The following is a 21,317-nucleotide window of genomic DNA, read 5'->3' on the forward strand; positions in this document are numbered from 1 at the left end:
CAAGAGGGGCTGCGGAAGATGAATTCCGCTCAACATCATTCTGCGGATGTTGAATTTCACTAATTGGACCTGAACCCCTATATAGACGGCTCAAACCAGCCCGGATTCTGCCATGACCCTGCCTCTTTCGCCCGTTTTTGACGCCATCCGCGCTGCCGCGCGGGAACGCATCCTGATCCTTGACGGGGCGATGGGCACGCAGATCCAGCAGCTGGGCTTCAGCGAGGATGATTTCGTCGGCCATGGCGGCGGTTGCGGATGCGGCTGTCACCCCCCCGCGCCGGGCGAACATCCGCAAAAGGGCAATAACGACCTTCTGATCCTGACCCAGCCCGAGGCGATCGAGGACATCCATTACCGCTATGCCAAGGCGGGCGCCGATATCGTCGAGACGAACACCTTTTCGTCCACGACCATCGCGCAGGCCGATTACGGCATGGAGCATGCGGTCTATGACCTGAATTTCCACGGCGCGCGCCTTGTCCGCCAGGCGCTGGATCGCGCCACGGCCGAGGATGGCCGTCCGCGCTGGGTCGCGGGCGCGCTGGGCCCGACCAACCGCACCGCCTCGATCAGCCCGGATGTGAACAATCCGGGCTACCGCGCGGTGACCTTCGACCAGCTGCGCATCGCCTATGCCGAGCAGATCCGCGGGTTGATCGATGGCGGCGCGGATATGATCCTGATCGAGACGATCTTCGACACGCTGAACGCCAAGGCCGCGATCTTCGCCTGCGAAGAGGTCTTTGTCGAAAAGGGCCTGCGCCTGCCGGTGATGATCTCGGGGACGATCACCGACTTGTCGGGCCGCACGCTTTCGGGCCAGACGCCGACCGCCTTCTGGTATTCCGTGAACCATGCGCAGCCGCTGACCATCGGGCTGAACTGCGCCCTTGGCGCCGAGGCGATGCGCCCGCACCTGGCAGAGCTTTCGGGCGTCGCCGATACGCTGATCTGCGCCTATCCCAATGCCGGCCTGCCGAACGAGATGGGCCAATATGACGAGAGCCCCGAGGACATGGCCCGCCAGGTCGCCGAATTCGCGCGCGAGGGGTTGGTCAATATCGTCGGCGGTTGCTGCGGCTCGACGCCCGAGCATATCGCCGCCATCGCCCGCGCCGTGGCCGAGATCCCGCCCCGCGCCTTGCCCGAGATCGAGCCGCGCCTGCGGCTGTCGGGCCTCGAGCCCTTCGTCAAGACCGACGACATTCCCTTCATCAACGTCGGCGAGCGTACCAACGTCACCGGGTCCGCGAAATTCCGCAAGCTCATCACCAATGGCGATTACGCGGCGGCGCTGGATGTTGCCCGCGACCAGGTCGAGAACGGCGCCCAGATCATCGACGTCAACATGGACGAGGGCCTGATCGATTCGAAGCAGGCGATGATCGACTACCTGAACCTGATCGCGGCGGAACCCGATATTGCCCGCGTGCCGGTGATGATCGACAGCTCGAAATGGGAGGTGATCGAGGCCGGGCTGAAATGCGTGCAGGGCAAGGCCGTGGTGAACTCGATCTCGCTGAAGGAAGGCGAAGAGCAGTTCCTCAAGCAGGCCGATCTGTGCCGCCGCTACGGCGCGGCGGTCGTGGTCATGGCCTTCGACGAGACGGGCCAGGCCGATACCGAGAACCGCAAGGTCGAGATCTGCACCCGCGCCTATGAGCTCTTGGTCAACAAGGTCGGCTTCCCGCCCGAGGACATCATCTTCGACCCGAACATCTTCGCTGTCGCGACCGGGATCGAGGAGCATGACAATTACGGCCTCGACTTCATCGGCGCGACGCGGCGCATCACCCAGTCGCTGCCCCATGTCCATATCTCGGGCGGGGTCTCGAACCTGAGCTTCAGCTTCCGCGGGAACGAACCGGTGCGCGAGGCGATGCATGCCGTGTTCCTGTACCACGCCATTCAGGCGGGCATGGACATGGGCATCGTCAATGCGGGCCAGCTGGCGGTCTATGACCAGATCGACGCGGACCTTCGCGAGGCCTGCGAGGATGTCGTTCTGAACCGCAAGCCCGTCAAGGGCGGCACGGCCACGGAAAACATGCTCGACATCGCCGAGCGGTTCCGTGGCGAGGGAGGCGCGAAGGCCCGCGAGAAGGACCTGACCTGGCGCAGCTGGCCGGTGAACAAGCGGCTCGAGCACGCGCTGGTCAACGGCATCACCGAATACATCGACGAGGATACCGAGGAAGCCCGCCTCGCCGCCGAGCGCCCGCTGCATGTCATCGAAGGTCCGCTGATGGACGGGATGAACGTGGTCGGCGACCTCTTCGGCTCGGGCAAGATGTTCCTGCCGCAGGTGGTGAAATCCGCCCGCGTGATGAAGCAGGCCGTCGCCCATCTGCTGCCCTTCATGGAAGAGGAAAAGGCCGGGCAGGGCGGCTCGATGAGCGCCGGCAAGGTGCTGATGGCGACCGTCAAGGGCGACGTCCACGACATCGGCAAGAACATCGTCGGCGTCGTCCTCGCCTGCAACAATTACGAGATCATCGACCTTGGCGTGATGGTCCCGGCGACGAAGATCCTCGAGGTCGCCAAGGCCGAAAAGGTCGATATCATCGGGCTGTCCGGGCTCATCACCCCCTCGCTTGACGAGATGGTGCATGTCGCCTCGGAAATGGAGCGCGAGGGCTTCGACATCCCGCTGCTGATCGGCGGCGCGACGACCTCGCGCGTGCATACGGCGGTCAAGATCCACCCGCGCTATGCCAAGGGCCAGACCGTCTATGTCACCGATGCGAGCCGCGCGGTCGGCGTGGTCGGCAACCTGCTCTCGGGGCAGAAGACCGCCTATGTCGACAATATCCGCACCGAATATGCCGATGTCGCGAACAAGCATGCCCGCGCCGAGGCGGAAAAGAAGCGCCTGCCGCTGGCCTCGGCCCGCGACAACGCGGTCGCGATCGACTGGTCGGGCTTCGCGGCCAAGACCCCGGAATTCCTCGGGTCAAGGGTGATCGAGGATTTCGACCTGGCCGAGATCGCGCGCTATATCGACTGGACCCCGTTCTTCCAGACCTGGGAGCTGAAGGGCGTCTATCCCCGCATCCTCGAGGATGAGAAGCAGGGCGAGGTGGCGCGCCAGCTCTTTGCCGATGCGCAGGCCATGCTCAAGCGCATCATTGACGAGAAATGGTTCCAGCCCCGCGCCGTGATCGGCTTCTGGCCGGCGAACCGGATGGGCGACGATATCCGCCTGTTCACCGGCGAGGATCGCGAACAGGAGCTCGCGACGCTCCATACCCTGCGCCAGCAGGTCCATAAGCGCGACGGCCGCCCGAATGTCGCCATGGCCGATTTCGTCGCCCCCGAAGGCATGCGCGACTATGTCGGCGGCTTCGTGGTGACCGCCGGCGGCGAGGAGCAGGCCATCGCCGACCGCTTCAAGGCGGCGCATGACGATTTCTCGGCCATCCTGGTGCAGGCCCTTGCCGACCGCTTCGCCGAGGCGCTGGCCGAGATGATGCATGAGCGCGTGCGCAAGGATTACTGGGGCTATTCCGACGAGGCCTTCTCGCCCGAGGAGCTCATCGGCGAGCCCTATCCCGGCATCCGTCCCGCGCCGGGCTATCCCGCCCAGCCCGATCACACGGAAAAGACCACGCTCTTCCGCCTGCTCGACGCGACGGCGGCGACCGGGGTGGAGCTTACCGAATCGATGGCGATGTGGCCGGGGGCCTCGGTCTCGGGTCTCTATATCGGCCATCCCGAGGCCTATTACTTCGGCGTCGCCAAGGTCGAGCATGACCAGGTGCTGGACTATGCCGCGCGCAAGGGCATGACGGTTGCCGAGGCCGAGCGCTGGCTTGCCCCGATCCTGAACTACATTCCGCAAGCGGCCGTCGCGGCGGAATGAAAAAAGGTTTGCGGAGGATGCAAAAGACCCCTTTTCATCCCCCGCGCAACCGTCTAAGAGGCGCTTGCTACGAAGATGCGGTCGTGGCGGAATTGGTAGACGCGCAGCGTTGAGGTCGCTGTTCCCTAACCGGAGTGGAAGTTCGAGTCTTCTCGACCGCACCAAGCACCGAAAGCCGCGCAACCTGACCGGGTTGCGCGGCTTTTGACTTTTCGCGATCCCGACATATGCGACATAATGATGGCACCGACGCGACGGGCCGGCCTTGGCAATGCGCGTTCTGCAATGTGATGCGCGAGGCGCAGGCAATCGTCGCTCCGTCACCTCGCAGCAATTCCTGTTCTTGTTAAAAGACTTGCGCTTGGCTTCGTTATTTCGGCCTGCCGCGAAGCGTGCTTCTGGTGACGGCGCATGCTTGATTTGGCAGCAGCCTCCAAGCACTGCCCAAGATGTGCACATGTCAGTTGCAATCTTCCGCTGCCGCCGCGTAGGCTCAAGTCGCGGAAACAAGAACCACAGAAAACAGGGAGCCCCGCACTTGGCAATCGCAGCCGGTAACGACGCTTTCGTCGCCTTCGACCATGTCCAGAAAAGCTATGATGGCCAGACCCTTGTCGTTAAGGATCTGAACCTCAATATCGGCAAGGGCGAGTTCCTGACCATGCTTGGCCCTTCGGGCTCGGGCAAGACCACATGCCTCATGATGCTCGCGGGTTTCGAGACCGCGACGCATGGCGAGATTCGCCTGAACGGGCAGAACATCAACGACGTGCCGCCGCACAAGCGCGGCATCGGGATGGTGTTCCAGAGCTACGCGCTTTTCCCGCACATGACGGTGGGCGAGAACCTTTCCTTTCCCCTTGAGGTGCGCGGTCTGAGCTCGGCCGAGCGCAATACGCGGGTCGCGCGGGCGCTCGACATGGTGCAGATGTCGAAATTCGCGAACCGCCGCCCTGCACAGCTTTCGGGGGGCCAGCAGCAACGGATCGCGCTTGCCAGGGCGCTGGTCTTCGACCCGGAGCTCGTGCTGATGGATGAGCCGCTGGGCGCGCTCGACAAGCAGTTGCGCGAGCATATGCAGTACGAGATCAAGGCCTTGCATGACCGTCTGGGGATCACGGTGGTCTATGTGACCCACGATCAGGGCGAGGCGCTGACCATGTCGGATCGCATCGCCGTCTTCAATGACGGCCGGATCCAGCAGCTTGCGCCGCCTTCGGTGCTTTACGAACAGCCCGAGAACAGTTTCGTCGCCGGGTTCATCGGCGAAAACAATGCCCTCGCCGGCAAGATCGAGCAGTTGCAGGGCGAAAAGGCACTGGTGCGCCTTGGCAATGGCGATCTGATCGACGCGACTGCCGTGAACATTCGCGAATCCGGTCAGTCCACGACCGTTTCGATCCGCCCCGAGCGCGTCGAGTTCAAACCTGACCTGATGCCGGCGGGGGCGCATACGCTCGAAGCGCAGGTCAAGGATGTGGTCTACATGGGCGATATCCTGCGGGCGCGCCTGCGCGTTGCCGGACAGGATGATTTCGTCATGAAATACCGCAATACCCTGGGCCAGGTTAAGCTGTCCCCCGGTGAAACGATCCGCATCGGCTGGCATCCGGAGGATGCGCGCGCGCTCGACCCGGTATGAGTGTGCGGGCAAGGAATTCAAAACGAGGAGCTATCATGAAACGCACGCTGATCCTGACTTCGGCCTTGGTGGCGATCGCCGCCGGTGCACAAGCGCAGGAGAAACAGGTGAATCTGCTGTCCTGGGGCGGCGCCTATGGCAACAGCCACGTCGAGGCCTATGCCAAGCCCTTCGAGGCGAAGACCGGCATCAAGGTTTCGGTGGCCGATGCCGACAACCCCGCAACCCCCATCAAGGCACAGGTCGAGGCGGGCAATGTCTCGACGGATGTCGCCTCGGTCGAGTACGCGGACGCCGTTCGCCTTTGCGACGAAGGCCTTCTTGAAGAGATCGACGCCTCGATCCTGTTGCCGACCGCCGATGGCACGGCAGCCTCGGATGATTTCATTGACGGCGCCGTAACCGAATGCTTCGTCGGCACCGATGTCTATTCGATGGTCCTTGCCTACGACGACAGCAAATATGCCGACGCCAAGCCGAGCGGTGCCGCCGACTTCTTCGACCTTGAGAAGTTCCCCGGCAAGCGGACCATGCGTAAGGGCGCGAAGTTCAACCTTGAATTCGCGCTGATGGCCGATGGCGTTCCTGCCGACCAGGTCTATGAAACGCTCGCCACGCCGGAAGGCGTCGATCGTGCCTTCGCCAAGCTCGACTCGATCAAGGACAGCGTGATCTGGTGGGAAGCCGGCGCCCAGCCGCCGCAACTGCTTGCCGATGGCGAAGTCAGCATGGCCTTTGCCTTCAACGGCCGGATCTTCAACGCCGCGCAGGGCGAAGGCAAACCCTTCAAGATCGTCTGGGACGGTCAGATCTACGAAATGGAAGGCTGGGTCATCCCGAAAGGCGCGCCGAACCTGGAATCCGCCAAGGAGTTCGTGGCCTTCTCGACCGCGCCTGAACAGCAGGCCCGCGCGGCCGAGTTCATCAGCTATGGCCCGCCGCGCAAATCGGCAGCCGCTCTGGTCGGAAATATCGAGGGCACCGACGTCCCCATGGGGCCGAACCTGCCGACCTTCGCCGAGAATATGGAAGGTGCGCTTGGTTCGAACCTTGATTTCTGGGTCGATCACGATGCCGAGCTGAATGAGCGCTTCAACGCCTGGCTCGCATCCTGAACCATCCTGCCGGCCGTGACGGGATCATCCGTCGCGGCCAACCCTGCGCCACGGCGCCAAAAATAGACGGCCAATGAGCCGGATAAACCATCTGGGAGTAAACAAAGCCATGAAAAGAACTTTGATTCTGACTTCGGCCATTTGCGGGTTGGCCTTCGCGGCCCATGCTCAGGACAAGGAAGTCAACGTCGTCTCCTGGGGCGGCGCCTACGAAAAATCGCAGGTCGAAGCCTATAACAAGCCCTTCGCCGAGCAGACCGGGATCAAGGTCAACATGATCGCCGCCGACAACCCGGCCACGCCGCTGAAGGCGCAGGTCGAGGCCGGCAATGTCACCGGCGACGTGTTCGACATCGAACTTTCCGATGCCATCCGTCTTTGCGATGAAGGTGCGCTGGTCGAGATCAATGCCGACGACCTGCCGGCTGCGCCCGACGGAACCGCGGCCGTGGACGATTTCGTTCCCGGTGCGCTTCAGGATTGCGCCGTGGCCAATATCGTCTGGGGCACGGTCATTTCGTTCGACACCACGAAGTTCGGGGACAATCCGCCCAAGACGGCGGCCGATTTCTTCGATACAGAGAAGTTCCCCGGCAAGCGTGGCCTGCCGAAGAACCCCAAGCGCACCCTCTACCTTGCCCTGATCGCCGATGGCGTCGCGCCGGACGAGATCTACGACGCTCTTGGTTCGGACGAGGGGATCGAACGCGCCTTCAAGAAGCTCGACACCATCAAGAAGGACGTCGTCTGGTGGGAAGCGGGCGCACAGCCCGTCCAGCTGCTGGCGGATGGCGAAGTGACCATGACCACGGTCTATAACGGCCGCATCTTCGATGCGATGGTCGCCGAGAAAAAGCCCTTCGAGGTCATCTGGGACGGGCAGTACATGGATTTCGACATGTTCGCGATCCCGAAGGGCGCGCCCCATCCCGAAGCGGCGATGGAGTACCTGAAATTCGCGACCGCGACCGAGCAGCTTGCGAACCAGGCCAAGTGGATCAGCTATGGCCCGGCCCGCAAATCCTCGGATGCGCTGGTCGGCAAGTATCAGGACGGCGTGACCGATATGGGCCCGCACATGCCGACCAAGGCCGAGCACCTGACCACCGCCGTCTATGACGATCCGGAGTTCTGGGCCGACCACTCGGCTGAACTGACCGAGCAGTTCAACACCTGGCTTGCCTCGAGCTGATATCTGCCCGCCGCCCGGCTGGTCCGGGCGGCGGGCGCTCGCAGAAAACAAGACGCCTGAAGGACCACCATGGCCAGAGCCCTTGACCCACATGCCGCGATCGCCACCGAGGCCACCGGCCTTGACGCGGCCGGCACCTTGCAGACCGCGGACGGCCAGCCGCTGTCGAAAGCCCTGGCGCGCAGCTCCCGCAGGGCGCGACGCCGCGCCTTCATGCTGGTGCTGCCGCTTCTGCTTTTCATCCTGATCACATTCGTCATGCCGATCGGACAGATGCTGCAGCGTTCGGTCAAGAATGATGGCTTTTCCGCCAACATGCCCCAGATCAGCGCCTGGTTCGACGCGAATCCGCGCGGCTCGGAACCCGATGAAGCCGCCTGGGCCGCGCTCGCGGCCGATCTTCAGGCGTCTGCCGAAGCCAAGACGATCGGCGTGGTCGGGACCCGGATCAATTACGACATGCCCGGCACGCGCTCGCTGTTCACCTCAGCCGGCCGCAAGGTGCGGGGCGGCATCGAGCCGCCCTATCGGGACAACATTCTCGAATTTGACGAGAAATGGGGCGACCCGCAGCTGTGGTCCGTGATGCGCGAGGCTTCCTCGCCCTATACGTCGAACTTCTATCTCGCATCCGTGGACCGGACCCGAGACGAGGCCGGCAACATCATCCAGGCGCCCGAACAGCAAAGGATCTACGTAAAGCTGTTCATCCGGACCTTCTGGCTGTCGCTTATCATCACCGGGACGACCTTCCTTCTGGGCTTTCCCATCGCGCATCTTCTGGCGACGCTGCCCCTGCGCAAGTCTAACCTTCTGATGATCCTTGTGCTTTTGCCATTCTGGACCTCGCTTCTCGTGCGGACGACGGCATGGATGGTGCTCTTGCAGCAGCAGGGCGTCGTGAATGACGTGCTTGTCTGGCTGGGCATCATCAGGGATGACCAGCGGCTGCAGATGATCTTCAACCAGACCGGCACGATCATCGCGATGACGCATATCCTGCTGCCCTTCATGATCCTGCCGCTTTATTCGGTCATGCGGACGATCAACCCGTCCTATGTGCGCGCCGCGCGTTCGCTGGGCGCGACCAGCTGGACCGCGTTCCGCCGGATCTATTTCCCGCAGACCCTGCCCGGTCTGGGGGCAGGGGCGCTGCTCGTCTTCATCCTTGCCGTGGGCTACTACATCACGCCCGCCCTTGTCGGCGGCTCCAGCGGCCAGCTCATCTCGAACATGATCGCAATGCACATGACGCAAACGCTGAACTGGTCCATGGCTGCCGCCTTGGCCGCGTTGCTCCTGGGTGGGGTCCTGATCCTTTACTGGGTCTATGACCGCCTCGTCGGCATCGACAACCTGAAGCTGGGATAATCATCATGGCGCTTCCGACTTATGCGACCAAGCTGGAGCGGGTCTGGCACTATGCCTATCTCGTGATCTGCGCGGCGATCTTCTTTTTCCTGATCGCGCCGATCGTGGTGGTGATCCCGCTGTCCTTCAACGCCGAGCCCTATTTCACCTTCACCGACAAGATGCTGTCCTTCGACCCCGAGGGATATTCGATGCGGTGGTATGACAGCCTGCTTACCTTCGGCATGACCCAACCCGACGCACCGCGCGACATGAGCTGGTGGTCAGATGCCTGGCATAACGCGAAATGGGTGAAGGCTGCGAAAAGCTCGCTGATCGTGGGCTTCTTCGCAACGATTGTGGCGACTGTCCTGGGCACGCTGGCGGCGCTGGGGCTGTCGCGCCCCGAGATGCCCTATCGCCGCGCGATCATGGCGATCCTGATCTCGCCCATGATCGTTCCGATCATCATCACGGCGACGGGGATGTTCTTCTTCTACTCGAACCCCTGCGCGCCGCTGACCTGGATCGGCATCGACGCGCAATGTGGCCGCCTTGCCGGAACCTATCTCGGTGTCATCCTGGCCCATGCGACACTTGGCATCCCCTTCGTCATCATCACCGTGACGGCCACTCTGGTCGGCTTCGATCAATCGCTGGCCCGCGCCGCGGCAAGCCTCGGGGCCAATCCGCGCACCACCTTCTTCCGCATCATCATGCCCCTGATCCTGCCCGGTGTGATTTCGGGTGCGCTCTTTGCCTTCGTCACCTCGTTTGACGAGGTCGTGGCGGTGCTGTTCATCGCGGGTCCCGATCAGCAGACGATCCCCCGCCAGATGTGGAACGGCATTCGCGAACAGATCTCTCCCGCGATCCTTGCGGTTGCGACCTTGCTGGTGATCTTCTCGGTGGCGCTCCTGACCGTGGTCGAGATGCTGCGTCGCCGGTCCGAACGGTTGCGGGGCGTCACCCCGAGATAAGGGGGGCGCGATCGCCATGCCGGAATGCGAAAACGCCGCCCTTCGGGGCGGCGTTCCGCATTCAGGGCAGGACCGAGATCCAGAACCAGATGGTCAGCATCGAAAGCGCGGTCGACACCAGCACGGTCGATGCGGCGACGCGCTTGGCCGAATCGTAGATCGCGGCGAAAAGATAGGCGTTCACACCCGGCGCCATGCTGGCGGTGATGACGGCCGATCGCATCGCCTCGGTCGGCAGGCCAAAACTCCGGCTCAAGAGATAGGTCACGACCGGATGGATCACCAGCGAGCAGACACAGCAAAGCGCGATGGCCATGCTGTCGCCTTCGGGCCGATAGCGATAAAGCACGCCGCCCAGCCCGAAAAGCGCAGCGGGCAGGGCCGCGCGTGCCATCATGTCGGCCGCCGCCCAGAATCCTTCCGGCATGACCAGCCCGGCACCCAGCATCAGGTTCATGATCGTACCGCAGAGAATGCCGATGATCAGCGGCGTATGCAGCACGCCGGAAAGCGCGCGCATCGCGATCTGGCCGATCGCCAGGCTTTGCCCCCGCGCCCGCGTCACCTCCATCATGGTAATGCCGAACGTGTAGAGAAGCGGAGAATGGATCGCGATGATCGCCACGTTTCCTGCCAGCGCCTCGGGCCCATAGGCGCGCTCCATGATCGGGATGCCCAGAAGCAACGAGTTCGAGAACAGGCAGCAGAAACCGATCGCCACGGAATCCTCGGGGCTGCGTTTCAGGAAACGCCGGGCGAAGGCCCAGCCCAGGAAATACGACAGGAACGCCCCGGCATAGAAGGCGACCCACATGCCGATGTTCAGGTTCTTGGCCAGGTCAAGCCGCGCGACATTCGTGAACAGCAGCACGGGAACGGCGAAGTTCTGGGCAAAGCGCATCAGCCCGTCGACCGCCACCTCCGTGAACATCTTCCGCCAGGCAACCAGATAGCCGAAACCAATGACGATGAAGACTGGCAGAATGACGTCGAAGAGAATGGTCATGTGAGGGTCAATACCAATCCGTCATGGGCGGGGATCACGTTGTCCGGGGTCTCGGCCATGACATCGTCATAGTCGAGGTCGATATGCATGTTGGTCACGACGCCACGCCGGGCGCCCGATCGGGCGATCCAGTCCAGCGTCAGCTCCAGATGGGCATGGCTGGGATGGGGTTTGCGGCGAAGCGCGTCGCAGACGAAGATTTCGGGCTCTGCCAGCATGGGCCAGGCCGCCTCGGGGATCTCCTTGACGTCTGGAAGATAGATCAACCCCCCGGCCTGTCCGGGAACGCGGAAGCCAAGCGCGGTCGTGTCGCCGTGATCGACCTCGAACGGGATCAGCTCGATCACCCCGCCAGCCCCTGCGACGCGGATGGTGCCGTCGATGATGTGCATGCGGCAGATCGGGGGATAGGATGAGCCATCCGGCGTGTGGAAGACATAACCGAATCGGGTCTGCAAAGCGGCCGCCGTCGCGCGATCGGCATGCACATCCATGATCCGGTCCATGTTGTAGACGATCTGACGCAGGTCATCTATGCCGTGGATATGATCGGCATGGGCATGGGTGTAGACGACCGCGTCGATCTCGCCCACGGCGGCATCCAGAAGCTGGGGCACGAGATCCGGCCCGGTGTCGATCAGCACCCGCGTCACGCCCTCCACGGATTCCCGCTCAAGCAGCAGCGAACAGCGGCGGCGGCGATTCCGGGGGTTGGCCGGGTTGCATTCGCCCCAACGGTTTCCCAGGCGCGGCACGCCCCCCGATGAGCCGCATCCCAGGATGACCGCTCGGATCATGCAGAAGCCCGCGTGAAAAGCCGGTCGAAGTTCGCGGTCGTCTGCGCCCGGAACTCCGCCTCGGTCATGCCAAGCGCCTCGGCGCCAATCCGGGCGGTATGGGCGACATGCGCGGGCTCGTTGCGCTTGCCGCGATAGGGCGGGGGGGCAAGATAGGGCGCGTCGGTTTCGACAAGGATCCGGTCCCTGGGCGCGGCGGCGAAGATGTCGCGGATCTCGGTCGAGCGCGGAAAGGCCGCGATCCCGGACATCGAAAGATAGAAGCCGAGATCAAGCGCGACGCGCGCCAGTTCGGGCCCGCTCGTGTAGCAATGCATGACGCAACCAAAGGCACCGATGCGGTGCTCTTCGGCCAGGATGCGCGCCATGTCCTTATCGGCATCGCGCGAATGGATGATCAGCGGCAACCCGGTCCGACGCGCCGCCTCGATATGGATGCGCAGGCTTTCGGCCTGAATCGCCGCGCTTTCGGCGGTGTAATGATAGTCGAGCCCGGTTTCGCCGATGCCGACGAATTTCGGATGACGGGCCAGCGCCACCAGGTCCTCGACCGTGACGAGGGGCTCATCGGCGGCATACATCGGATGGGTGCCCGCCGCATAGAAAAGGCCCTCATGCGCTTCGGCAAGGGCGCGGACCTTGGGTTCGTTGCGCAGTCGCGTGCAGATCGTCACAAGCCGTCTGACGCCCGACGCGCGGGCGCGCGCGATCAGTTCGGCCTCTTCGCCAGCGAAATCCGGGAAATCAAGATGGCAATGGCTGTCGACCAGTTCGGGCAGCGCGGTCGTATCGGTCATGGAATGAAGCTTCCCGTAGCGGCGGGTCTAAATGGCGGGCTGGTTCACAAGCTCGATCAGCATATCCATCACCAGCGCGGAAGGGTCAAGGTTGACCGCCCTGCCGGCCCGCGCGCGCGCGGAAGTTTGTGCCTGTGCGCCCGCCCAAAGCATTGCCGCATGCTGATCGGGCGAAATCCGGCTGAGAACCTCTGCCTCGCGCGCGGCCGCTTCGGGGAAGGGGGCGCCAAGCAGGCCTGTCCGTGCGGCGCGGTTGAGAAAGCGGTCAAGCAGCGTGACGATGAGGTCGAAAGGGTCGCCCTCGGCGCTTGCCCGGGCCGCCGCGGCTTCGGCAAGGGCCGAGATCGCGCGCCGGTCGACGCGCGGAAAATCGGCGAAAAGATCGACAATCTTCTGGTAGCGTTCAAGCCCGTCCTGGTTGGCAAGCCTGACCGCCTCACCCACCGATCCGCCCGAAAGCGCCGCGAGCCGTTCGTGATTGCCGGAGACGCCAAGCTCGTCCAGAACGGTGCGCATGTCCTCGCCGCCAAGCGGGTTGAGCCGCAATTCGCGACAGCGCGACCGGATCGTCGGCAGCAGCTTGCCGGGCTGATGCGCGACAAGGATCAGAACCGCGTCGCGCGGCGGTTCCTCGAGCTGCTTGAGCAGCGCGTTGGCCGCAGCCGTGTTCATTTCGTCGGCGGCGTCGACGATCGCGACACGGCGCCCGCCCTCGGCCGCCGACATGTGGAAGAAACCCTGGAGCCGGCGGACTTCGTCGACGGTGATTTCAGCTTTCACCCGGCCGGTCTTTTCGTCCACCGGCCGACGGACGAGAAGCAGGCGAGGTTCCGACATGGCCCGGATTCGCCTGACGACCGGAGCCTCGGGATCTGTATGCAGGCTGTCGGCCGTCCCATCGGACAGCAGCCATTTGGCCATGGCCCATGCCAGGGTCGCCTTGCCCGTGCCACGCGGTCCGGTCAGAAGCCAGGCGTGATGCAGCCGATCGGCCCTGGCCGAGGTCAGCAATGCCGAAACCGCACTTTCCTGGCCCAGGATGCGCGCGGCCTCCCGGGGATGAGGCGCGCCCGGTGCGCGGTCGGGTTCCGGCGCCTCGTCGACGCTCATGGCAGCGCCGCAAGGACGCGCCGGGCGACCTCATCTTCGCTGCCGCTGCCGTCGATGACGCGGATGCGTTCGGGAAACTCGCGCGATAGTGCAAGAAAGCCTGCGCGCAGCCTTTGCTGGAATTCGAGCCCGAGGCTTTCGTAGCGATCCTCGGTGCCGCCCCGCGACTTGCCCCGCGCCAGCGAGGTTTCCGGATTGATGTCGATGACAAAGGTGATCTGGGGTTCGATCCCGATCACGAGACGGTGCAATTCTTCGACAAGCTGCCGGTTCTCGGCCCGCGCGAGGCCCTGATAGACGCGCGAGGAATCTGCGAAGCGGTCGCTGATCACGATCTCGCCGCGCGCCAGTGCCGGGCCGATCATGCGTTCGACATGATCGCGGCGGGCGGCCATGAACAGCAAAAGCTCGGTTTCGGGGGACCAGCGTTCTCCACCGCCCTCGACCAACAGGCGGCGAATTTCCTCGGCGCCTTCGCTGCCGCCGGGTTCGCGGGTCAGCACGACCTCGCGACCGGATTGGCGCAGCGTCTCGGCAAGGTGTCGCGCCTGGGTGGACTTGCCTGATCCGTCTATGCCCTCGAAGCTGATGAACATGGCCGGTCGATCAGTTCGTGGTCGCCTGCATCGCCCGCTGGGTCAGCCGGCCTGCTGCGTTCTGCAAGCGGCCGAAAACGCCCGCGCGGCCCACATCATTGGCCGCGACCAGCGGCAGGCGCGATTGCCCGGCGCCGGGAATGTTGACCAGCAATTCGCCCAGCTTGTCGCCCTGGGTGATCGGCGCCTCGATCGGGCCGTTGAAAACGGCCTCGGCGGTGACACCCGATTGCGAACCGGCCGGAAGCAGCACCTTCACCCCGTCTTCGGTGGTCAGGCCGACCTTGCCTTGTTCGCCCAACCAGACTGGTGCCTGGGCCACGATCTCGCCCTTGGGAACGATGGTGCGCATGGTGAACTGGCGATAGGCCCAGTTGACGATCCGCTCGGCTTCCTCGGCCCGGGCGCGTTCGCTTGCCAGGCCCGTGATGACGAAGATGATGCGGCGATCGCCCTGCTGGGCCGAGCCGACCAGGCCGTAGCCCGCCTCTTGCGTGTGACCCGTCTTGAGCCCATCCGCGCCGATCCCGAGGCTCAGGAGGGGGTTGCGATTGTGGCGGTTCGCGGGGGCGCGATTGTCGAAGCGGAATTCCTCGACCGCGAAGTTCTTGTAAAGCTCGGGGAAGTCCTTGATCAGGTGCAGCGCGAGCACGCCCAGATCGTGCATGGACATGCGGTGATCCGGGTGCGGCCAGCCCGAGGCGTTCGAAAAGTGGGAATTCGTCAGGCCCAGCATCTTGGCGCGATCGTTCATCTGGCGGGCAAAGGCATCCTCGGTTCCGCCAAGGCCTTCCGCGACCACGACGCAGGCATCATTGCCCGAAAGCACGATGATGCCCTTTATCAGCTGCTCGACGGTGGGCCGATCCTGTTCATCAAGGAACATGGTCGAGCCCTGCATCTGCCTTGCCTTGGTCGAAACGGGCAGGCGGGTGTCCAGCTGGACACGGCCTTCGTGCAGGGCCTCGAACAGCATGTAGACCGTCATCAGCTTCGACATCGAGGCCGGGGGCAGCGGTTCATTGGCGTTCTTTTCCATCAGAACGGTGCCCGTCGCGACATCATAGACCCAGGCTGCGCGGGCGTTCGTGTCGAATGCCTGCGCCGGCAGGGCGAGCATCATGACCAGGGCGAAGATGCGGAACGTCAGAGCGCGCATTGGGTTTCCTTGACCTCTCGTAATTGCGCACATGGTTATCTCAGGCATTGCCAAGCCGCAACGCCGCATGAAGCCGGGTCCCGTGACTGTGAGCCGGGAAAATCCGGCTGACGCGGGGTCAGTAGCTGCGGATCAGGCCAACCAGGCGGCCCTGGACCTGCACCTTGCCTTCGGGCAGGACACGGGTTTCATAGGCGGGGTTCGCAGCCTCCAGCGCGATCATCCCGCCGCGGCGGCGATAGCGCTTCAGCGTGGCTTCGTGCCCTTCGACCAGAGCCACGACGATATCGCCGTTCTCGGCCGTTTCCTGATCGCGGATCACGACCACGTCGCCGTCATTGATCCCGGCCTCGATCATCGAGTCGCCCTTGACCTCAAGCGCATAGTGACGGTCCTGCCCGCTGAGCATCGAGCCCGGAACGGCGATATGATGCGACACGACCGAAATCGCCTCGATCGGGACGCCGGCGGCGATGCGCCCCATCACCGGCAGATCGACGGCCGAGACGGAAACCTCCATCGCGCCGCGCGGCAGCCCCGAGTTGCGATCCGGGACGCTGCCTTCGATCACGCGGGGCCTGAAACTTGGTCCCTTGCTCAGGCTGTCGGGCAGGCGGACGATTTCCAGCGCGCGCGCCCGATGGGGCAGGCGGCGGATGAAGCCGCGTTCCTCAAGTGCCGTCACAAGGCGATGGATGCCCGACTTGGAGCGCAGATCCAGTGCAAGCTTCATTTCGTCGAACGAGGGGGGGACCCCGTCGCGCGCCATGCGCGCCTGAATGAATTCAAGCAGCTGGATTTGCTTCTTGGTCAGCATTGTCTTTTCCTGCTCTGCCGCAATCATCGATGATGTTCCTTGAATGTTCTAGAACGATCAATCCCTTGCGTCAATGACTAAGCCGATTCGGGTAAAGAAGCCGTTAACCCTGTTCCGCTCACAGCGGCAGGAAGGAAACGAGGTCGCCCGCGCGTTTCGCCGGATCCTTCGGGGGGCGCACAAGCAAGGCATCGGATTCGGCCAGCAGCCGCAGCCGGGCGCTGTCCTGATCCTGATAGGGGGCGATGACCGGCAACGTCTCGCCGGGGGAAAGGCGGGCGCGCAGGTAATGCTGGCGATCCCCTTCCGGGGGGATGTCCTGGGCAAGGACGGCCTGCGACAGTTCGCTTCCCGCGGGCAATCCCTGCATAGCCCGGATCAGGGGTTGCATGAAAAGCCTTGCGCAGACGATGGCCGAAACCGGGTTGCCCGGCAGGCCCAGCATCGCGCCACGCCCCATCCGCCCGGCCATCAGCGGCTTTCCGGGACGCATGGCAAGCTTGTAGAAGGCGCGCTCCATGCCCAGCTCGGCCGAGACCTTGGCAATCAGGTCGTGATCCCCGACCGATGCCCCGCCGATGGTCACGATCAGGTCGGCGCCCTCGGCCTCGGCAAAACGTTCACGCAGGCTTTCCTCGGTATCGCGGGCCAGCGGCAGGATGATCGGCTCTGCCCCGGCCTCGCGGGCCAATGCGGCGATGGCGATGTCGTTCGAACTGATGATCTGGCCGGATGCCGGGATCTGTCCGGGGCGGACCAGCTCGTCCCCGCCGGCCAGAACCGCGACGCGGGGACGGCGCGCGACCGAGATGCGCGGAACGTTCATCGCCGCGATCAACGCCAGATCCGAGGCCCTGAGCGGCCGCGCAGGCCGGAATTCCGTGCCTTCGGCGAAATCATTGCCGCGGGCGCGGATGTTCAGGTTCGGACTGCGCTGCGCAACCGTGATCCTGTCCCCGTCGCGCGTGACATGTTCCTGCATGACGACACGATCATAGCCCGTTGGCACGGGCGCGCCGGTATAGATGCGGATTGCGGTGCCGGGCAGTGCTTCGCCAGCATAGGGGACACCCGCCGCCGCCGTGCCGATCACGGCCAGAGGTCCCGGCAGGTCATCGGATCGAAGTGCGTAGCCATCCATGGCCGAAGCGTCGAAGGGCGGCTGCGTCAGGCGCGCGACAGCAGGCGCGATCAGCGCGCGCCCCAGACCGTCCTGAACCGCGATTTCCTCGGGTTCGGGCGACCCTGCCAGGGCAAGCACAAGGGCCAGGGCTTCTTCGACGCTGATCATGGGGAACCCTTTCGCCGGCTATGTTCAGGGCGCGCGGAACTCGCCCGATTTGCCGCCGGTCTTGGAAAGCAGGCGGATGCCTTCGATCCGCATGTCCTTCTGCGCCGCCTTGAGCATGTCATAGACGGTCAGGCAGGCGGTGGTGACGGCAGTCAGGGCCTCCATCTCGACGCCGGTCTTGCCGGCGGTCCTGACGGTGGCGGTGACGCGGATGCCGGGCAGGGCCTCATCGGCGGTCAGATCGACCGCGACCTTGGTGATCGGCAGCGGATGGCAAAGCGGGATCAGGTCCGAGGTGCGCTTGGCCCCCATGATTCCTGCGAGCCGGGCGACGCCCATGACATCGCCCTTGGCCGCGCCGCCCTGCGCGAGCGCGAGGGTTTCCGCCGCCATTATGACGACGCCCTCGGCCACGGCCTCGCGGGCGGTCTCGGGCTTGTCCGAGACATCGACCATATGGGCCTGACCCTGGGCGTCGAAATGCGTCAGGCTCATGCGGCAAGGCCCAGAATGTTACGGGTCGCGCCGGTCACGTCATCCTGCCGCATCAGGCTTTCGCCGATCAGGAAGCGGCGGATGCCGGCATCGCCCATCCGGTTCAGATCCTCGGGCGTGAACAGCCCGCTTTCGCAGACCAGGTCGCGATCCTGCGGCACCATCGGCGCGAGGCGCAAGGTCGTCTCGATGCTGATCTCGAAGGTCTTGAGATTGCGGTTATTGACCCCGACCAGCGGCGATTTCAGGCGCAAGGCGCGCTCCATCTCGGCCTCGTCATGGACCTCGATCAACGCGTCCATGCCCCAGTGGAAGGCGGCATCCTCAAGCTCGGCGGCGAGGGTATCGTCCAGCGAGGCCATGATGATCAGGATGCAATCGGCGCCCCAGGCGCGGGCCTCGGCCACCTGGTAGGTGTCGTAAAGGAAGTCCTTGCGCAGCGCCGGCAGGTCGCAGGCGGCGCGGGCGGCGGTCAGGAATTCAGGGGCGCCCTGAAAACTTGGGCCATCGGTCAGGACCGAAAGACATGCCGCACCGCCCGCCTGATAGGCGCGGGCCAGCGCTGGCGGGTCGAAATCGGGGCGGATCAGCCCTTTCGAGGGGCTGGCCTTCTTGATTTCGGCGATCAGGGCATGGCCGGTCGCGGCCTTCTCGGTCAGCGCGCGGGCGAAACCGCGCGGGGCCGAGGCCTCGCGGGCCGCGGCTTCGACCTCGGCCAGCGGGCGGGCGGCCTTGGCGGCGGCGATTTCCTGAAGCTTGTAGGCTTTGATGCGGTCGAGGATGTCCATGCGGATTTCTACTCTGCGTCGGCTGTTTCTGAAAGGGCCCAGTCGATCGGCGCTTCGCCTTGCGCCGCCAGCCAGTCATTGACGCGGCTGAAGGGGCGCGAGCCGAAAAAGCCGCGACGGGCCGAAAGGGGCGAGGGATGGGCGGTCTCGATCACCAGATCCTGCGGGCGTGGCAGGCCGGTCAGCGCCTTCTGGGCATGGGCGCCCCAAAGGATGAAGGCCAGCGGGCGTTCAGCCTGCGCCCGGGCGACGGCCTGACGGGCGAGCTTTTCCCAGCCCCATTTCGCATGCACCCCGGCCTGGCCGGGCAGGACGGAAAGCGAGGTATTGAGCAGCAGCACCCCCTGCCGCGCCCAATGGCTCAGATCGCCGTTTTCCGGGGCAAAGCCAAGATCGTCGCGCATCTCGGCATAGATGTTCTTCAGCGAACGCGGCAGCGCGGTTTCCGGCGTGACCGAAAAGGCGAGCCCGTTCGCATGGCCGGGTGTCGGGTAGGGGTCCTGCCCAAGGATCACCACCCGCGCGACTGCGGGCGGCGTCAGCTCAAGCGCGGCAAAGACCCGCTCGGGGCCGGGCAGCCAGTCCTCGCCGTCGAGCCGGGTCGAGATCACCGGCCATTCCTCGCGGAAAAAGGGCAGGTCGGCCCAGGTGTCGGGCAGGCTCATGCCTCGGGCGCGCCGACGCGGGCGGCCAGGGCCGCGAGCTTGGCCTTGGCCTTGCCGCTGTCGATCGCATCGCGGGCCATCTCGGCGCCCTGGCGCAGATCCGCGGCCTTGCCCGCGATCAGCAGGGCGGCGGCCGAGTTCAGCACGACCGCATCGCGATAGGCCCCGGCATCGCCTTCAAGCAAGCCGCGCAGCGCCGTGGCATTCTGCGCCGGATCGCCGCCCAGCACGGCCTCGAAAGGGTGCTCGGGCAGTCCGGCATCACCGGGCGAAATCTCGAATTCGGTCACCTCGCCATCCTTCAGCTGGGCGACCCAGGTCGGACCGGCGATCGAGATTTCATCCGTGCCGTCCGAGCCATGCACCAGCCAGGCCATGTCACTGCCCAATTCGCGCAGCGTTTCCGCCATGGGCCGGTTCCAGACCTTGTCGAAGGTGCCGGTCAGCTGGCGCCGGACCGAGGCCGGATTGGTCATCGGCCCCAGCAGGTTGAAGATCGTGCGCGTGCCCAGCTCGGCACGGGCCGGGCCGACATGGCGCATCGCGGGATGGTGCATGGGCGCCATCATGAAGCAGATGCCCGTTTCGCCCAGCGCGGCTTCCGCCATCTCCGGCGTCACCATCACGTTCAGGCCCAGATGGGTCATCACATCCGCCGCGCCGGATTTCGACGACAGGTTGCGGTTGCCATGCTTGGCGACCGGCACGCCCGCGCCCGCAACGACAAAGGCCGTGGCGGTCGAGATGTTCAGCGTGCCCTTGCCGTCGCCGCCGGTGCCGACGATGTCGATGGCATCGTCGGGCGCCTTGATGCGGTTCATCCGGGCACGCATGGCGCGGGTGGCGGCGGCGATCTCCTCGACCGTCTCGCCGCGCACGCGCATGGCCATCAGCAACCCGCCGATCTGGGCGGGGGTGGCCGCGCCTTCGAAAAGCGCGGAAAAGGCCGCCTCGGCCTCGTTTCCAGTCAGCGGTCGCGAAGCCGCGATGCCGATCAGCGGGCGGATGTCAGAGGTCGCATTCATGCCGCGCTTTCCATGTTCGAGCAGCGCCGCAGGAAGTTGCGGATCATGTCATGGCCGTATTCCGAGGCGATGCTTTCGGGGTGGAACTGCACGCCCTCGATCGGCAGGGTCCGGTGCATCAGCCCCATGATCGTGCCGTCAGGCGCGGTCGCGGTGACGCGCAGGCAGTCGGGCAGGCTTTCGGGCTCGACCGTCAGCGAATGGTAGCGCGTCGCCGTCAGGGGCGAGGGCAGGCCGGTAAAGACCCCTGTGCCGTCATGGCTGATCGCGTCGGTCTTGCCATGGACGATGCGGGATGCGCGCACGACCTTGCCGCCAAAGGCCTCGCCGATCGCCTGATGACCCAGGCAGACGCCGAACAGCGGCAGGCCGCGTTCGGCCGCCGCCTTGATCAGCGGCACGATGATCCCCGCCTGCGCCGGATCGCAGGGGCCGGGGGAAATCAGGATGCCCTGCGCGCCCATCCCCAGGGCCTCGTCGACGGTCAGCGCATCGTTTCGCCAGACCCGGACATCCGCACCCGCTTCGCCCATGTAATGGACGAGGTTCCAAGTGAAGCTGTCGTAATTGTCGATGAGCAGGATCATGGCGCTTGCCTTGCATTGGGGGGTGAACCCCGGAAAATCT

The 21,317-nt window shown here is 64.5% G+C and carries 19 protein-coding genes and 1 tRNA gene; 7 read left to right on the top strand and 13 right to left on the bottom strand.

Annotation, left to right across the window (positions count from 1 at the left end; genetic code table 11):
- The first annotated feature begins 112 nt into the window (after nt 1-112).
- From metH to RGQ15_RS06860, 7 genes are all read left to right on the top strand, one after another.
- Nucleotides 113-3,865: a methionine synthase gene (metH, locus tag RGQ15_RS06830; protein ID WP_311159465.1), complete on the top strand. Its 3,753-nt coding sequence runs from the start codon at nt 113-115 to the stop codon at nt 3,863-3,865.
- A 77-nt stretch (nt 3,866-3,942) separates the two neighbouring features.
- Nucleotides 3,943-4,029: transfer RNA gene (locus RGQ15_RS06835), tRNA-Leu, on the top strand.
- A 374-nt stretch (nt 4,030-4,403) separates the two neighbouring features.
- The gene (locus RGQ15_RS06840; RefSeq protein ID WP_311159466.1) at nt 4,404-5,507 is read left to right on the top strand and encodes an ABC transporter ATP-binding protein; all 1,104 of its coding nucleotides are present in this window, start codon (nt 4,404-4,406) and stop codon (nt 5,505-5,507) included.
- Between the two features lie 35 nt (nt 5,508-5,542).
- Nucleotides 5,543-6,622 (top strand): ABC transporter substrate-binding protein, encoded by a 1,080-nt coding sequence (locus RGQ15_RS06845; protein ID WP_311159467.1) that lies wholly within the window; start codon nt 5,543-5,545, stop codon nt 6,620-6,622.
- Nucleotides 6,623-6,731: 109 nt separating this feature from the next.
- Nucleotides 6,732-7,814, top strand: a complete 1,083-nt coding sequence (locus tag RGQ15_RS06850; protein ID WP_311159468.1) for an ABC transporter substrate-binding protein — start codon at nt 6,732-6,734, stop codon at nt 7,812-7,814.
- Nucleotides 7,815-7,883: 69 nt separating this feature from the next.
- The gene (locus RGQ15_RS06855; RefSeq protein ID WP_311159469.1) at nt 7,884-9,185 is read left to right on the top strand and encodes an ABC transporter permease; all 1,302 of its coding nucleotides are present in this window, start codon (nt 7,884-7,886) and stop codon (nt 9,183-9,185) included.
- A gap of 5 nt (nt 9,186-9,190) precedes the next feature.
- The gene (locus tag RGQ15_RS06860; RefSeq protein ID WP_311159470.1) at nt 9,191-10,144 is read left to right on the top strand and encodes an ABC transporter permease; all 954 of its coding nucleotides are present in this window, start codon (nt 9,191-9,193) and stop codon (nt 10,142-10,144) included.
- Between the two features lie 61 nt (nt 10,145-10,205).
- Here the strand turns inward: RGQ15_RS06860 and RGQ15_RS06865 are convergent, their stop codons facing one another.
- The 13 genes from RGQ15_RS06865 to RGQ15_RS06925 all read right to left on the bottom strand — a co-directional run bounded on the left by RGQ15_RS06865 (nt 10,206) and on the right by RGQ15_RS06925 (nt 21,277).
- The gene (locus RGQ15_RS06865) at nt 10,206-11,150 is read right to left on the bottom strand and encodes an AEC family transporter (RefSeq protein ID WP_311159471.1); all 945 of its coding nucleotides are present in this window, start codon (nt 11,148-11,150) and stop codon (nt 10,206-10,208) included.
- Complete coding sequence (locus RGQ15_RS06870) at nt 11,147-11,947, bottom strand: MBL fold metallo-hydrolase (RefSeq protein ID WP_311159472.1); 801 nt, start codon at nt 11,945-11,947, stop codon at nt 11,147-11,149. Before RGQ15_RS06870 ends, RGQ15_RS06865 begins: the two co-directional genes overlap by 4 nt.
- A complete protein-coding gene (locus RGQ15_RS06875; RefSeq protein WP_311159473.1) occupies nt 11,944-12,744 on the bottom strand; it encodes a TatD family hydrolase in 801 nt (266 codons plus the stop codon). Before RGQ15_RS06875 ends, RGQ15_RS06870 begins: the two co-directional genes overlap by 4 nt.
- A gap of 27 nt (nt 12,745-12,771) precedes the next feature.
- Nucleotides 12,772-13,854: a DNA polymerase III subunit delta' gene (locus RGQ15_RS06880; RefSeq protein ID WP_311159474.1), complete on the bottom strand. Its 1,083-nt coding sequence runs from the start codon at nt 13,852-13,854 to the stop codon at nt 12,772-12,774.
- Nucleotides 13,851-14,450, bottom strand: a complete 600-nt coding sequence (gene tmk / locus RGQ15_RS06885; protein ID WP_311159475.1) for a dTMP kinase — start codon at nt 14,448-14,450, stop codon at nt 13,851-13,853. Before tmk ends, RGQ15_RS06880 begins: the two co-directional genes overlap by 4 nt.
- A gap of 10 nt (nt 14,451-14,460) precedes the next feature.
- Nucleotides 14,461-15,609, bottom strand: a complete 1,149-nt coding sequence (locus RGQ15_RS06890) for a D-alanyl-D-alanine carboxypeptidase family protein (protein ID WP_311159476.1) — start codon at nt 15,607-15,609, stop codon at nt 14,461-14,463.
- A 118-nt stretch (nt 15,610-15,727) separates the two neighbouring features.
- Complete coding sequence (lexA, locus tag RGQ15_RS06895; protein WP_311159477.1) at nt 15,728-16,426, bottom strand: transcriptional repressor LexA; 699 nt, start codon at nt 16,424-16,426, stop codon at nt 15,728-15,730.
- A gap of 118 nt (nt 16,427-16,544) precedes the next feature.
- Nucleotides 16,545-17,717, bottom strand: coding sequence for a molybdopterin molybdotransferase MoeA (locus RGQ15_RS06900; protein WP_311159478.1), 1,173 nt, complete (start codon nt 17,715-17,717; stop codon nt 16,545-16,547).
- Between the two features lie 24 nt (nt 17,718-17,741).
- Nucleotides 17,742-18,212 carry a cyclic pyranopterin monophosphate synthase MoaC gene (gene moaC, locus RGQ15_RS06905; protein WP_311159480.1) on the bottom strand — a complete coding sequence of 157 codons (471 nt, stop codon included), beginning with the start codon at nt 18,210-18,212 and terminating at the stop codon, nt 17,742-17,744.
- A complete protein-coding gene (trpC, locus tag RGQ15_RS06910) occupies nt 18,209-19,000 on the bottom strand; it encodes an indole-3-glycerol phosphate synthase TrpC (RefSeq protein ID WP_311159481.1) in 792 nt (263 codons plus the stop codon). The genes moaC and trpC overlap by 4 nt, the downstream gene beginning before the upstream one ends.
- An 8-nt stretch (nt 19,001-19,008) precedes the next feature.
- Nucleotides 19,009-19,665 carry a uracil-DNA glycosylase gene (locus RGQ15_RS06915; protein ID WP_311159482.1) on the bottom strand — a complete coding sequence of 219 codons (657 nt, stop codon included), beginning with the start codon at nt 19,663-19,665 and terminating at the stop codon, nt 19,009-19,011.
- Complete coding sequence (gene trpD / locus RGQ15_RS06920; RefSeq protein ID WP_311159483.1) at nt 19,662-20,690, bottom strand: anthranilate phosphoribosyltransferase; 1,029 nt, start codon at nt 20,688-20,690, stop codon at nt 19,662-19,664. Before trpD ends, RGQ15_RS06915 begins: the two co-directional genes overlap by 4 nt.
- Nucleotides 20,687-21,277 carry an anthranilate synthase component II gene (locus RGQ15_RS06925; protein ID WP_311159484.1) on the bottom strand — a complete coding sequence of 197 codons (591 nt, stop codon included), beginning with the start codon at nt 21,275-21,277 and terminating at the stop codon, nt 20,687-20,689. Before RGQ15_RS06925 ends, trpD begins: the two co-directional genes overlap by 4 nt.
- Nucleotides 21,278-21,317: the final 40 nt, after the last annotated feature.

This window comes from Paracoccus sp. MBLB3053 (assembly GCF_031822435.1).
GTDB classification, from domain to species: Bacteria; Pseudomonadota; Alphaproteobacteria; order Rhodobacterales; family Rhodobacteraceae; genus Paracoccus; species Paracoccus aurantius.